The organism is Campylobacter sp. P0109 (assembly GCF_002138755.1).
Classification (GTDB): domain Bacteria; phylum Campylobacterota; class Campylobacteria; order Campylobacterales; family Campylobacteraceae; genus Campylobacter; species Campylobacter devanensis.
The window spans coordinates 185,611-200,169 of the sequence record NZ_MJKK01000003.1 but is presented as its reverse complement, the minus strand read 5'-3'; the positions used below and the strand labels follow the sequence as shown (position 1 = coordinate 200,169).

Annotated in this window: 12 protein-coding genes and 2 pseudogenes; all 14 read left to right on the top strand. The window is 34.1% G+C overall.

What is annotated here, in order from left to right:
* Window positions 1-184: pseudogene (locus CIGNP109_RS08440) on the top strand (cytolethal distending toxin subunit B family protein); the annotation flags it as partial.
* On the top strand, window positions 181-942 hold the full coding sequence (locus CIGNP109_RS04770; protein ID WP_086228401.1) for a hypothetical protein: 762 nt from the start codon (window positions 181-183) through the stop codon (window positions 940-942). The pseudogene CIGNP109_RS08440 and the gene CIGNP109_RS04770, both read left to right, overlap by 4 nt.
* Before the next feature lie 161 nt (window positions 943-1,103).
* Entirely contained in the window at window positions 1,104-2,156 is a 1,053-nt protein-coding gene (locus CIGNP109_RS04765; RefSeq protein ID WP_180380018.1) for a glycosyltransferase, read from the top strand.
* Window positions 2,153-4,171, top strand: a complete 2,019-nt coding sequence (locus CIGNP109_RS04760; RefSeq protein ID WP_086228399.1) for a capsular polysaccharide biosynthesis protein — start codon at window positions 2,153-2,155, stop codon at window positions 4,169-4,171. Before CIGNP109_RS04765 ends, CIGNP109_RS04760 begins: the two co-directional genes overlap by 4 nt.
* Entirely contained in the window at window positions 4,168-5,364 is a 1,197-nt protein-coding gene (locus CIGNP109_RS04755; RefSeq protein ID WP_086228398.1) for a capsule biosynthesis protein, read from the top strand. Before CIGNP109_RS04760 ends, CIGNP109_RS04755 begins: the two co-directional genes overlap by 4 nt.
* 63 nt (window positions 5,365-5,427) lie before the next feature.
* Window positions 5,428-6,210: a capsule polysaccharide transporter KpsM gene (kpsM, locus tag CIGNP109_RS04750; protein ID WP_086228397.1), complete on the top strand. Its 783-nt coding sequence runs from the start codon at window positions 5,428-5,430 to the stop codon at window positions 6,208-6,210.
* Window positions 6,207-6,872, top strand: coding sequence for an ABC transporter ATP-binding protein (locus CIGNP109_RS04745; protein ID WP_086228396.1), 666 nt, complete (start codon window positions 6,207-6,209; stop codon window positions 6,870-6,872). The genes kpsM and CIGNP109_RS04745 overlap by 4 nt, the downstream gene beginning before the upstream one ends.
* Window positions 6,869-8,011 carry a capsule biosynthesis protein gene (locus CIGNP109_RS04740; protein WP_442861890.1) on the top strand — a complete coding sequence of 381 codons (1,143 nt, stop codon included), beginning with the start codon at window positions 6,869-6,871 and terminating at the stop codon, window positions 8,009-8,011. The genes CIGNP109_RS04745 and CIGNP109_RS04740 overlap by 4 nt, the downstream gene beginning before the upstream one ends.
* A gap of 3 nt (window positions 8,012-8,014) precedes the next feature.
* Window positions 8,015-9,208, top strand: coding sequence for a hypothetical protein (locus CIGNP109_RS04735; RefSeq protein ID WP_086228395.1), 1,194 nt, complete (start codon window positions 8,015-8,017; stop codon window positions 9,206-9,208).
* A 92-nt stretch (window positions 9,209-9,300) separates the two neighbouring features.
* Window positions 9,301-11,010, top strand: a complete 1,710-nt coding sequence (locus CIGNP109_RS04730) for a DUF262 domain-containing protein (RefSeq protein ID WP_086228394.1) — start codon at window positions 9,301-9,303, stop codon at window positions 11,008-11,010.
* 114 nt (window positions 11,011-11,124) lie between these two features.
* Window positions 11,125-11,403: pseudogene (locus tag CIGNP109_RS04725) on the top strand (flagellin); the annotation flags it as partial.
* A gap of 238 nt (window positions 11,404-11,641) precedes the next feature.
* A complete protein-coding gene (locus CIGNP109_RS04720; RefSeq protein ID WP_086228393.1) occupies window positions 11,642-12,709 on the top strand; it encodes an NAD(P)-dependent alcohol dehydrogenase in 1,068 nt (355 codons plus the stop codon).
* A gap of 1 nt (window position 12,710) precedes the next feature.
* A complete protein-coding gene (locus CIGNP109_RS04715) occupies window positions 12,711-13,991 on the top strand; it encodes an ArsB/NhaD family transporter (protein WP_086228392.1) in 1,281 nt (426 codons plus the stop codon).
* Window positions 13,969-14,538: a metal-dependent hydrolase gene (locus CIGNP109_RS04710; protein WP_086228391.1), complete on the top strand. Its 570-nt coding sequence runs from the start codon at window positions 13,969-13,971 to the stop codon at window positions 14,536-14,538. The genes CIGNP109_RS04715 and CIGNP109_RS04710 overlap by 23 nt, the downstream gene beginning before the upstream one ends.
* Window positions 14,539-14,559: the final 21 nt, after the last annotated feature.

Here is a 14,559-nt window from a genome sequence, read left to right as displayed (position 1 = left end):
TACTAATAACGCCATCACTCAAATAAGCGCTAGAAGAACTCTAGATTATGCTGTGGTTGGTAACTCCAATAGAGCTATCGCACCAGCACCACTACCACCAATATCAGCTAGCACATTCTTTAGCGGATTTAGAACTCACATAGCAAGCGATCACTTCCCTGTAACATTTAGGAGATTCCCATGAAAATAGCTATAAAAATATCTTTAATATCTTTAATCTCTATATTTATCATCGGTTGTAGTGGAGCTAAAATAGATCAACCAAAGCAAGATATGAGCTTTTTAAAGCTTGATAGCTCTAAGGGATTTGCTGGAGATATAAGCAAAGCCCCAGATGAAACAAAAGCCCCAGATAGAATTTCGTTATTAAAAGATGAAAAAGAACAAACACCAATCTTAACTAGCTCAAACAACCAAGATGGGTTTGATTCATTTACCTTGCCTCTAAGCCTAAGATCGCTTGATACAGGTATGCCTTTGGTAGTCAATTTAGGTAAATCAGATGAAACTTTTAATTATAACCTAAGAGAGATTAAGGCATTTGAGCCAACTATAATTGATGATATTAAAAGAGTTGATAGCTTTGCGAATTTAGGTTTAGAGTATGTTCAGTTTGTATCAGCTAATGATATAAATAGTTGCCTCGGGATTGATGAGAGTGGATTTTTTACTTTAAAAAATTGTATTGGGGATTTAGATAAAAAGAGATTTGAAACTGTATTTCAACTCATTCCACTACTAAGTGATGCTGTAGAGATAAGATCATTAGTATTAGGTGGTAAAGAGTGTATAAGCACATTTTTTAACCCAAATTTAGAACCATGGCAAAGAGTAGGAATAAATAGATGTGAATTAAGAGAGGGTTTTAGTGTAGATACCTCTAAACTTTGGGCGATAATGCCTGAAATCAGAGAAGCAGCCATAATCCAACCGGTGGATTGAGCAGGTAAAGATTATTGTACTTAAATAGATTATAATGGGGGGGGGTACAAATACGAATGCCCCATATGTATTTTTATTAATTTCTTATCATACTTTATAGATATTTTTATTATTTATCAGATATAATTGCAATTAAATTTACTAAATCCAAAGGATATGTTTTGGTTAGTTTTATAGTTCCTGTGTTTTACAAGGATCAAGATTCATTTATATATAAACGCGCTATAGAATTGATTAATAAATTTAGCTATCACTCAAAAATTGAGGTTATAATTGCAGATTCTAGCAAAAATCCTATCTTGCAAACTGTAGCTAGCAATATTAAAATTATTCATACTTACGTTGGAGATAAGGTTTTTTCTCCATCTAAAGCCCGCAATCAAGCAGCTAAAATAGCAACTAAAAAATATCTATTTTTTTACGATGTTGATATGGATTATTCAGGTGAGTTTGAAGATTTGCTATTTAGTGAAATTGATAATATTTTAGAAACAAATAAATCTAAATTTATAGCTATTCCATTTTTATATCTTACGCAAAAAGGAACAGTTATTTTTGAGTCAAATAAAGATTTAGCGCTATTTAAAAATAGCTTTTTGAAAGGTCAAAATGATCTAGTGGAAAGTATTTCGCCAAATAGCTCAGCGATGGTGATGAATAGAGAATATTTTATGGAAATTGGAGAATTTGAGAATATTTTTTCTGGTCATGGTGGTGAGGATTTTTATCTTATTCATTGTCTTTGTGCGCATAATCCGCATTCGGTTAAAAATGACGATTATTACACAGATTTCAAAACTCCATTTATAGCAAATGCCAAAGGGTTTAGACTTTATATGGCGTATTATTCATTGCCAAATTTTTTTAAAAATTTAATTTTAGTACATAGATGGCACCCGCGTCCATTAAGTAATAATTTTTACTCGCAAAGATTAAGAAATGAGAATCTTTTGCAAGAAAAAATGAAAGCTTATGATAAAAAATTTACAGGGTTGATTTGGCAATCAACTACCCCAATGCCAGATATTGAGGAATTTATTGAAACTCTTATGAAAAATTATGGATATGATACCGAGCGCTATCCAGGATTTTTTCACTATGCTAACGGTGTTAAGCCTATCAAGCGACCACTAGCAAACAAGATAAGAAAGCTTATAATTCGTCCTAGGGAATTTTTTGCAGATATTAAATTTATAGGTCGACTGGTTCAATGAACGGTTATCTGTTTTACATTAAAAATATTTTAAATATTTTTACAAATAGAGTCTTTATTGGATGGGGAAGAAAACGGACTGGTCAATTTGCTTGCTTTTTATCAGTTAAATTTAAAGGTAAATTTAAACTTTTAGAAGATGGGTTTATCCGCTCGGTTGGGCTTGGGGTTGATGGTGCTAGGGCATTTAGCATAGTTGAAGATGATATCGGGATTTACTATGATGCCACTAGGCCAAGTAGGCTAGAAGAGATTTTGGCGAATTTCGAATTTAGCGATGAGATTTTACAAGAGGCTAGGTGGTGTATGGATTTTATCACCACGCACAATATCTCAAAATACAATAACGCTCCAGATATCACCCAAGAATTAATAGAAAAATATGAGCTAAATAAAGGCCAAAATATCCTTATAATAGCCCAAACTAGTGGCGATGCGTCGCTAGAGTACGGCTTGGCTAATCAATTTAGCACTCTTGACATGATAAATGCAGCAATAAATGAAAATTCAAATTCAAATATTTTGCTAAAAATTCATCCAGATGTATTAAGCGGTAAAAAAAAATCTGATATTGATATTGCAAATTTACCTTCACAAATTAAAATAATTAGTGAAAATATAAATCCGATTTCGTTGCTAAAGCATATTACAAAAGTTTATACTAAAACCTCTGCAATGGGCTTTGAGGCTTTGATGTGTGGGTGTAAGTGCGTCTGTTTTGGTGTGCCATTTTATGCTGGTTGGGGGCTAAGTGATGATAGGGTAAAAGCTCCAAGTAGGCGAAATAGAAAGCTAAGTATAGAGCAGCTCTTTGCTGGGGCATATATGATTTATGCTAAATATATTGATCCATATAGCGGTGCGCCAACTACTCTAAAAAGAGTACTTCCGCAGATTAATGCACTTAAAAATGCTCGATTAAGTGAGTGTAAAAAGCAAAAGTTTTTATTTGGATTTTCTATTTGGAAGCGAAAATTTATGGTGCCATTTTTGGGTGGAAATTTAAATTTCATAAGCACATTTAGCAAAGATCCGCTTCTTTTAGCACTAAAAAAGGGATTAAATCCTAGCTCATTAGTCTATATCTGGGGCAAAAAAGAGTATCCAAAACTACAAAAATGGTGCGATGAAAATGGCGTGAGTATAATAAGGGTAGAAGATGGCTTTATCCGCTCCATTGGGCTAGGAAGCGATCTTACTAGGCCGTATTCTTTGGTTTTTGATGATGAGGGAATATACTTTGATACCACATCGCCAAGTAGATTAGAAAATATCTTAAACTATCATAAATTTAGCCCTTATGAGTTAGAAAGCGCTAAGAAGCTTAGAGAGATTTTAGTAAATAGTAAAATTTCAAAATATAATGATGATAAAGATGGTATAATTAAGCCTAAAAATAGCAAAAAAATAGCCTTAGTTATCGGTCAAGTCGAAGATGACGCTAGTGTAAAAATCGGTGCTGATGGGATGAAAAATATTGAGCTTTTACGCCTTGCTAGACAAAATTCGCCCCATGCTCATATAATTTATAAGCCTCATCCAGATGTCGTAAGTGGAAATAGGGTTGGTGCGGTAAAGGCTACAGAAGCATTGAAGTATTGCGATGAAGTGCTTGAGGGTGTGAGTATGCCTACACTTTTAGATATCGCTGATGAAATTCATACAATGACATCGACTAGTGGATTGGAAGCGATTTTACGCAAAAAAAGAGTAATTTGCTATGGGCGACCATTTTGGGCGGGCTGGGGACTAAGTGATGATAAAAAGTCTCAGCCACGCAGGTATAGAAGTCTAAGTAGTGATGAGTTAATAGCTGGGGCATATCTGCTCTATCCTAGATATATTCATCCACTAAATTTAGAGGCGTGTGAAGCGTGTGATTTAGTAGTAGCACTTCAAGAGCAAAAGATAAGGTTGCAACAGCCTATAAATGCGCTATTGCATAAGATAAAATCTTTATATGCAAGAGTTGGGCAAAAGCTTTTATATGTAGTTTTATTTGTGGTAAAAAGATGAGATTAGAAGAGAGAATTACTGGTATTAAAGGCAAAAATGTCTTGCTTTTACAAGGTCCTATGGGGGATTTTTTTAATAAGCTTGATAATATTTGTACCAAAAAGGGCGCTTTTGTAACTAGAATTGGCTTTAATGCTGGTGATGCCTATTTTTCTAAAAGTAAAAATTATATCGCATATAAAGCCAAGCCAAAGCAGTGGCCTAAATTTATAAATAAATTTTATCAAGATAATAATATTGATATTGTCTTTTTATTTGGGGATTGTAGATTTTATCACAAAATGGCTATTAAGATAGCTAGGAATTTGGGGATTAGTGTTTATGTCTTTGAAGAGGGGTATTTGCGCCCTGGATTTATCACAATGGAGTCTTATGGGGTCAATAACCACTCTAAAATGCCTAGAGATAGGGAATTTTATGATGCTTACAAGCCATTAACCAAGCCATTTTCAGCTAAATCCACCTCTACTTATGGCTTGATGGCGTGGTGGGCGGTGCAGTATTATCTAATAGCAAATATATTCTATTTTTTATATCCTAACTACATCCATCATCGTGATTTTTCGCCTATTAGAGAGGGATTTTATGGGATTCGCAATTTTTTTAGAAAGATTAAGTATAAATTTAGCGAAAAAGATTTAAATGAGCGTTTAGATGGGGAGCTAAGTGGGAGATACTATTTTGTAGCGCTTCAAACTCATGATGATTTTCAGGTTAGAACTCACTCTAGATTTAAGACTATGGAGAGCTTTATTGAGTATATTATCTCATCTTTTTCTAAGAATGCGCCTAAGGATATGATTTTGATCTTTAAGCATCATCCGATGGATAGAGGCAAGAAAAATTATAGCTCATATATTGGCTATTTAGCTCAAATTTATAAGGTTGAAGGGCGTGTGATGGCTGCATTTGATGCTCATTTGCCTACGATAATCAAAAACTCAAAAGCTGTAATTTTAATCAATAGCACCGTTGGGCTAAATGCCCTAAGTTACTCTAAGCCTGTAATTTGTCTTGGAAAATCTATGTATGATATCAAAGGCCTTACTACAAAAGATATAAATTTGGATAAATTTTGGACTATTCAATCTAAGGTTGATAGCGAGCTTTATGCCAAATTTAGGGCATATTTGGTGGATAATACACAGATAATTGGGAGTTATTATTTAAAAGATGGAGTGGAATTTAAATAGTTTTTGGGCTGATTTGTAACCTTATTTTGTTATAATTTATCAAATAATTTTGCGGAGGATATAGTGCTAAATGTCATAAGGGCGCTATTTTTTAGAGAGCTAAAAACTAGATTTGGCAAAAATAGGCATCTAGGCTACTTCTGGGTAGTTGGTGAGCCACTGATGCAAATCCTTGTGATAACTACTTTAGTAACTTTGATCCGTGAGTATATCACGAATTTATCTATCCCTGGTGGGACGCCTATTTTTATGTTTTTGGCTTGCGGGATAATTCCGTTTTTTATGTTTAGAAATATCGTTACGCAACTTATGGGCGGGATAGCTGGGAATTTAACTCTATTTTTTTATAAGCCGGTTAGGCCAATTCATGTATTTTTAGCTAGAACTTTGCTTGAGTTTTATATGTACTCTTTGATATTTTTTTGTGTGATGGTTTTGGCTGGGTGGATAATGGGCTATGATGTCTTGCCTAGGGATTTTTTGGCTATGACTTTTAGCTTTTGCCTGATGGTGCTATCTGGATTTAGCCTTGGTGTGATATTTGCGATTATTACGCATTTTATGGAGCCACTTAAGATTGTTTTGACATATTTTACAACTGGTTTGTATATACTATCTTGCGTGATTTTTCCTATTTGGATAATTCCATCTAATATATTAAAATATATGCTTTATAACCCTATGCTTCATATTTGCGAGAGTATAAAATATTATTATTTTGATGGATATCCGCTAGCTGATGGTGTGAATTTGGCTTATCCATTGATTTTTAATGTAGTGCTATTATTTATAGGATTTTGGTTTTACTATTATAAAAGAAGAGAATTGGTAGCGAGCAGACCATGATAAAATTAGACAATTTAACCAAATTTTACCCACTAAGCAATGGTGATAAGCACTTTGTCTTTCGTGAATTTACCTTCACATTTCCTGATGATTGTAGTATAGGCTTAATTGGTAGAAATGGCGCTGGCAAATCCACTCTTATGCGACTTTTGAGCGGGGCTGATATCCCAAATGCTGGCAAGGTTATCACTGATAAGAAAATCTCATGGCCGGTTGGCCTAGCTGGTGGATTCCAACACGCACTTTCAGCTAGGGATAATGTGAAATTTGTAGCTAGAGTTTATGGATATAGGGGCGAGGCCTTAGAAGAGAAGGTGCGTTATATTGAGGAATTTGCCGAGATTGGCAAATACTTTGATGAACCGATGAATACCTACTCTTCTGGTATGAGATCTAGAATTGGATTTGGGCTTAGTATGGCTTTTGACTTTGATTATTATTTGATAGATGAGGCTGGGGCTGTGGGCGATGCTAAATTCAAACAAAAAAGCGACGCTATTTATAAAGAAAAATTAAGCAATTCTAAAGTAATAATGGTCTCTCACAATATGAGTGAGATAAAGCAGTGGTGCGATAAGGTAATCTTAGTAAATAGCGGAATGACTACAGTTTATGATGATGTAGATGAAGGAATTGAGATGTATAAAAGGATATGCAGTTGAATAAAAGAGCTATGATTTTAAGATCTATTAAGGATCTAAAGCAACACAAAGAGCGTCTAAATAGACTTGATAGTTTTAAAACTGTGATTTATATAATGATTGTGGTGATATTTTACTATACCTTTATCGCTGCTGATAGATATGTTAGTAATGTCTCTCTAAGTGTCAAATCCACAGATGGTGGCTCGCCAATATCTTTAAGCGGGATAGAGAGTTTAGTAGGGGTGGCATCTAGCTCAACTGAAGATATCAAGCTTTTACAAGAGTATATAAAATCCTTTGATATGCTCCAAAAACTTGATGAAAAGATAAATTTAAGATCGCTCTATGAAAAGCAAAAAATAGATCTATTTTTCCGCATTTACTCATCAACTAGCAAAGAGAGTTATCTAAAATATTATAGAGATAGAATCCATATATTATTTGATGATACAACAGGGCTTTTAAATGTCGCTGTAGAGGGCTTTAGCCCCGAAGATGCTCGTAATATCTCGGCTGCTATTTTAGAAGAGTGTGAGAGATTTATAAATGAAATTTCGCATAATATCGCTAGAGAGCAGCTAAGATTTGCCCAAGGTGAGTTAGAGAGTGCTAAGCAAAAGTATAAAGATGCCAAAAATGAGCTTTTGGCTTTTCAAAATGAGTATGGGGTATTTGATCCTCAAAGCCTAGCTAAAACCAAGGCTGGATTTATCACCGAAATAGAGCTTCAAATATCCAAAAAAGAGACCGAATTAAACACTATGAGAAGTTATCTCAATGACAATGCGCCTGAAATTGCAGCTTTGAAAGCTGAATTAAGAGCGCATAAAGAGCAGTTAGAAAAAGAAAGACGCAAGGTAGCATCCAATGCTTCTCAAGATAAATTAAATGATGTTGTGGCGCAATTTGAGGCTTTGTATCTGAATTTAAGCTTTGCTGAGGATGTATATAAAACCGCTATCACAGCCGTTGAGACAACTAGAATTGAGATCGGTAGAAAGGCTAAGCAAGTAGTAGTGATCCAAAGCCCATATGTACCAGATAGTGCTGCGTATCCAAATAAAATGTATAATATCATCACGATTTTTGTGATTTTGACGCTGATATTTGGGGTTGTTAGGTTAGTTCGTGCTATCATCGATGAGCATAGATATTAATCTATGAAAAAACCATATAAAAACGGAATTTTATTAGCAGCGACTAGTAACTCCACCTTTGCTATCGGGACAATGGTAGCAAATATCGCTGAGGTGATGAGCGGTGAAGTTGATATATTTTATATCGTTCATGATGGATTTACACAAAGTGAGCTAGAAGCGTTTGCTAGGGTTGCTGGTGGGGCGAAGGTTAAATTTATTAGCTTTACCAAGGATGATTTTGCTAAGAGATTAAAGCCATACACAAATAACCAAAATATCTTAAATTCGCCCTTTTTCTCTCGCTGGACACATATGGCTTATGGGATGTTTGAGCCACTTTTGTTGCTTGATGAGTGTGAGTGTATAGTCTATCTTGATTTTGATATTATGCTACTTAAAGGAATTGGTGAGCTATTTAGATTGAAGGGTTATCACTTTAGCACTCATAGGGGCAAGAGCCTTTTAAATCCAACGCTTAGAGATTATAATGGCGAATTTAAAGATTGTAGAGTTTATAGAAGTGGGATTGTGGCCTACTATGATACAATCCCAAATCCAAAAGAGTGCTATAATCAAATCTATAATTACAGCGCAAAATATGGAGCCAATGACCAAGGCGTGCTTAGCTTATTAATCTTAGATAATAAATTTAAAGTCAAAAATCTAGGCTATGAATACACTAGTAGCACATTTTGGCGTAAAAGCATAGGAGCATCGATAATCCACGCTTGGGGGCGAGATGGGCGGTTTTGGAATAATGAGCTAGTTTATCAATTTTGGGGCGAAATTTGGGATAAATACTACCAAAAATGGCTAAAATGCGGTGGCAGCGAGTATAAAGGTGGCTTCATTTGTAAAGCCAATTACGCCATAGAGAGAATAAGATATCACCTAGCTTACAAGCTTGGTTATGCGATGATAGAAAATCACACAACTATATTTGGCAAGATTAAATTGCCTTTTATTTTATTAGCTATCGCTTTAAAGCATAGACGCCAAAAGATAGAATATCACAAAATTATCCAAACCAAACCAAATTTAAAAGTCCCACCAATAGAGCATTACGAAGATTACAGATCCGCCCTAGCTGAAAAACAAAGCGCACCATACAGACTAGGCCAAGCCCTTATCAAAGCCACCAAAACTTGGTATAAAGGGGGATTAATAAAATTATATTTTGAGATAAATGAGATAAAAAGGGGTAAAAAGAGATAAATTATCAAATTTTAATTATAATTAAAGCGTGAAAATCAAAAAATTTAGCTAAAATTTAAAAATTTCAAACTTAACTTTTAGTGGAGTAAAAAATGTCAAAATTAAACATAGACCAAAAAAAGATTAAACAATTATTTGAAGATAAAAGATCTGATTTTTTAATACCTGATTATCAACGCCCTTATGCTTGGGGAGAAGATGAGTGTCAAACTCTTTGGAAAGACATTTTTGATTTCGCTTTTCCAGATAAAGAACTTGAGAAATTTAATTCTGATGAAGAATATTTTTTAGGCCCTATTGTAACTTTTGAGAATAATAAAAAGCTTGAAGTAATAGATGGGCAACAAAGACTTACTACTTTAATGCTATTGCTTAGGGTTTTTTATAAAAGACTTGAAAAAATGAAAGATGAAAATTCTATGCGAACAAAGCAGAACTTGGCACAATGTATTTGGAAAAGTGATGAATTTGGCAATGAAAACAAAGAAAAATTAAAAATAGATTCTCAAGTAGCCTTAGATGAACATAAGAATGAATTTTTAGAAATTCTAAAAACTGGTGATGCTAAAGATTTTAAAAGCCAGTATGCCATAAATTTTAGGTATTTTGAAAAAGAAGTAGATGAATTTTTAAAAGAATATCCTAGTTATTTCGCTTATTTACCAACTAGAATTTTAAATAATTGTATTTTGTTGCCTATTGAAGCAGATAATGAAAAAACAGCACTTAGGATTTTTTCTACTTTAAATGATAGAGGCAAGCCATTAGCTGATGCAGATATTTTTAAAGCACAATTTTATAAATTTTATGTAGCAAAAAATCAAAAAGATGAATTTATAGAAAAATGGAAAAATTTGGAAATTTTATGTAAAGAAGTATTTTCTAAAAAAGATAATACTTCTACTGATGAAATTTTTAATCGTTATATGTATTATCAAAGAGCTTTAAAAGGTAATAAAAATAGCACAACAGAGGGTTTGAGAGATTTTTATGAAAAGGATAGTTATGCTTTATTAAAAAGCGATAGGACTTTTGAGGACTTGCAAAACTTGGGTAGCTTTTGGCAAGCAATTTCTATTCAAGATAAAAATTATTTTGATGAAAATACTTTAAGATGGCTTTTTATTTTAAACTATGCCCCAAATATAATGTGGGCAAATATCACTTCTGTATATTTTATGAAAAATAGGGATGAGCAAAATCAGCTTGATAATATAAAATTTGCTAAATTTTTAGAGAAAATAACAGCGTTTATTTTTGCATATTCTTTTATATATCCTAGCGTCTCTCAGCTAAGAATACCTATTTATAGTGCTATGATAGATATTATTAACGACAAGGAAATGGATTTTTCAAAGTTTTTGTTTGAAAAAGAAAATTTAAAAACATTTATACAAAATCAAAAATTTAGCAATAATAATTCAATAACTCGTTCTATGCTTACTTGGTGGTTTTTAAAAGATAGTACCCAAAAAACACCGGGATTAACTGAGCAATTTCAAATAGAACATATTTACGCAAAAGAAAGAGCAAAAAGAGAAAATTTTAGTGGCAATGAAATAGAATTTATTGGCAATAAAGTCCTTTTGGAACGAAAAATAAACATTAGAGCAAGTGATTTTAGTTTTGCTGACAAAGAAAAACATTATAAAAAATCACAAAATAATGAATTAAACTCTATACATAAAAACTATAGTGAATTTGGCAAAACCGAAATAATAGAAAGAAATAATAATATTATAAATGATTTTATTTCTTTTGTAGAAAAAAACAATTTAATTAAAACAACAAATTTATTTTAATTATATTAAAAGGATAAAAAAATGAAATCTCATATAAAAACCGCTGAAATCATACTCTCAGCCTTGCCTTATATACAAAAGTTTCGTGGGCAAGTTTTTGTGATAAAATACGGTGGCGCTCAAGCTATGATAGATGTAGCTGAAGCAGCTAGAAAAACTCTAGATAAGCTAAGAGCTGACCTAGGTTCAGTCCAAAACCAATTAGTAGCTACTATAAATAATATTACAGTTACCCAAGTAAATGTAAAATCAGCCAAATCTCAAATAAGAGATGTAGACTTTGCTAGTGAGAGTGCAAACTTCTCTAAATTTAACATACTAGCCCAAAGTGGAAGCTACGCTATGAGTCAGGCAAATGCTGTACAACAAAATATATTAAGACTACTACAGTAGCTTAAATTTAAATCTTTAATAGCTTAAATTTACTCGCAATGCTTAGCCATTGCGAGGGTTTATTAAATTCTAGTAATATTTATCAAATAACACTTATGTAAAAAATTACTTTATATTTATTAAAAATTTGCAATGACGATTTAAAGTATAAATTTGATTTAAATCATCCTAATTTTTACTAAACTTAGATAAAATTACCTAAATTTAAATAATATAAAATTCAAAAAAAGGTTATAAAATGAACAATATTTTCACAATTCCAGCCACTGGTTATGCGATGTTATCTAAGGATTCTAAATTCACTCCAATTGAATTTACCCGTCATAGTGTAGGAGATAATGATATATTAATTGAAATTCTATATTCGGGAATTTGCCATAGCGATATTCACACGGCCAAAGATGAATGGGGTGGTACGAGCTATCCATGTATTCCAGGTCATGAGATCGCAGGTCAGGTAATAGCTGTAGGTAAAAATGTAACTAAATTTAAAATTGGCGACTATGCTGGAGTTGGTTGTATGGTAAATAGCTGCGGTGAGTGCGAGGCGTGTAAGGCTAGTCAAGAGCAGTTTTGTCAGCAAGGAAAAACAGTTTATACCTATAATTGCCCTGACTTTTTCCATGGTGGCAAGATAACATTTGGTGGATACTCAAGCAACATTGTAGTAAGTCAAAATTTCGCTATTAAAGTTCGAGCAAACGCCCCATTAGATAAAGTAGCTCCACTACTTTGTGCTGGAATTACCACATATTCGCCACTTAAATTTTCTAAAATTAAAGCCGGTGATAAGGTTGGTGTAGCTGGATTTGGTGGGCTTGGAATGATGGCTGTGAAATATGCTGTTAAGATGGGGGCTAGTGTAAGTGTCTTTGCTAGAAATGATAAGAAAAAATCTCAAGCTATGGAGCTTGGGGTTAGTAATTTCTATACTACCAATGATAAAAATATAGTTAATGAGAGATTTGATCTTATCATCTCTACTATACCGACTAGTTATAATGTGGGAGCTTATATAGATCTGCTTAAATATGGCGGAGAACTGGCTATCGTGGGATTGCCGCCGTATTCACAGGCGCCTAGCGTGAGTATAATAGATCTAGTATTTAAAGCGGGTAAAAAGGTATATGGCTCACTTATTGGTGGGATTAAAGAGACACAAGAGATGATGGATTTTTCGCTTGAAAATGAAATTTACCCTGAAACTATAATAGTATCGCCATCGCAAATCGATGAAGTATATGAGAAGCTCACAAATGGCTCTGGGCAGTTTAGATATGTGATTGATATGAAGGCAAGTAACTAGAGTGGCGTTTGCGATTTTTGCTATTTCAATGGCGCTAATTTATACTAGGCCGTTTGGACTTCCAGTGTGGGCTAGTGCGGTTGCAGGTGCGATAGCGGCTATGATGTTTGGCGTGGTGAGCGTCTCATCTGCTTTTGGCGTATTGGCAATGGTATGGGATTCTACTTTGGTGCTAGTGGGGCTAATTATAATTGCTATGGCGTTTGAGCAGATGGGATTTTTTGACGCTTTGGCTGGGAGAATTATTGGAAAATTTGCTAAAGGTAGTGGTGGAATTTATAGAATTGGAACGCTTAAATTTTTTGCTCTTATGATGGGATTGGGTCTATTTGTAGCTACATTTTTAGCAAATGATGGGGCAATTTTAGTGCTAACCCCTTTAGTTTTTGCACTATTTTCTAATACTAAAGATGAGCTAAGTATAACCACACCCTTAGTGGCATTTTTATTATTTTTTGGTTTTTTGAGTGATTTTGGTTCTAATGCTTTGATTATCTCAAATTTAACCAATATCATAACTGCAAAGCTTTTTAATCTCTCATTTAAAGAGTATTTTGAGGCGATGGTTTTAGCCCAAATTTTTGCTTTTATTGCTGCGTGTGGGTTGTTTTGGTTGGTGTTAGCTAGACGACTTCCTGCAGTGCTAGAGTTTAAGCTGCCAGCTAGAAGGATTGGGTCTGGGAGATTTTTGGCGTGTCTATTTTTGCTGATTTTGCTGCCTGTTGGGAGTATGATTTTTGAAGAGATGGAGTTGCCAATTAGCCTATTTATCTTGCTGGTTGCGTTGATTTCTATCATGATGCAAGATAGTGGCAAATTTGCACTTTTTAAGCGTGCACCTTTTGGCGTAGTAGTCTTTAGTGTAGGGCTTTTTGTGATGGTTTATGGTGTTGGAATGGCTGGGATTTTGGAGTTTTTACGCCAAAATATCCAGATGCTTGCTGGGCTTGATAGATTTAGTTCGCTTCTTGGTATCGCACTTGGTTCAAGTATTGGCTCAGCATTAATTAATAACTTGCCAATGGTAATGCTAGGAGATCTTGCGCTTAGGGATTTTGGTGCTGATATGGGGCTGATTTATGCTCATTTACTAGGGTGTAATATCGGTTCAAAGCTTACGCCAATTGGTTCGCTAGCTACGCTTTTATGGCTTGCAAACCTTAAGCTTCGTGGGGTGAAAATATCCCTTTTAGATTATTTTAAATTTACTTTTATTTTTAGCCTTGGCGTGCTATTTGCAGCAGTTTTAGGCTTGTGGATTGGAGATAGTTTTGACATTTAGAACGCATTTAGCAATTGGAGCCCTTGGAGCGATGGGCTTTGTGAGCGCAGTAGATTTAAGCGGTGTGGCAAATTTAGATAAAACACAAACTACTTATGTGGTAGGGTTGATTTTATTTGGTTCTGTTTTGCCTGATATTGATGAGCCTAGAAGCTTTATTTCACGCAAATTTCCACTGATTTCGCAGATTACTGCGACATTTTTTAAACATCGTGGACCAACACATTTTTTATTTATTCCGGTGCTGCTTTTTGTAGCGTGGGCGATTTTTGGACAGATTGCATGGGGGGCGCTAGGATTTGGTATGATTATGCATCATGTCGGGGATATGCTTACACCTAGTGGAATACAGGGATATTTTTATCCATTTAAAAAGCGTTTTGTGGCTCGAATTTTGCCTAAGAAAATAGCAGTAAAGACTGGCTCAACAGTTGAGATGGCTATAGTTTTGCCAGCTATTTTAGCAGTTGATGGACTTTTAGGAGCAAAGATTTTGGGCTTTGATATTGATATGGGTAGGATACTTGGAATTTTAAATTTGATTTAAATTCACCCGCTTAAATCTAAA

Coding starts and splice junctions, on each gene's coding strand:
- CIGNP109_RS04730 (WP_086228394.1), top strand. CDS start 9,301: ATGTCAAAATTAAACATAGACCAAAAAAAGATTAAACAATTATTTGAA.
- CIGNP109_RS04735 (WP_086228395.1), top strand. CDS start 8,015: ATGAAAAAACCATATAAAAACGGAATTTTATTAGCAGCGACTAGTAAC.
- CIGNP109_RS04755 (WP_086228398.1), top strand. CDS start 4,168: ATGAGATTAGAAGAGAGAATTACTGGTATTAAAGGCAAAAATGTCTTG.
- CIGNP109_RS04770 (WP_086228401.1), top strand. CDS start 181: ATGAAAATAGCTATAAAAATATCTTTAATATCTTTAATCTCTATATTT.
- CIGNP109_RS04760 (WP_086228399.1), top strand. CDS start 2,153: ATGAACGGTTATCTGTTTTACATTAAAAATATTTTAAATATTTTTACA.
- CIGNP109_RS04720 (WP_086228393.1), top strand. CDS start 11,642: ATGAACAATATTTTCACAATTCCAGCCACTGGTTATGCGATGTTATCT.
- CIGNP109_RS04745 (WP_086228396.1), top strand. CDS start 6,207: ATGATAAAATTAGACAATTTAACCAAATTTTACCCACTAAGCAATGGT.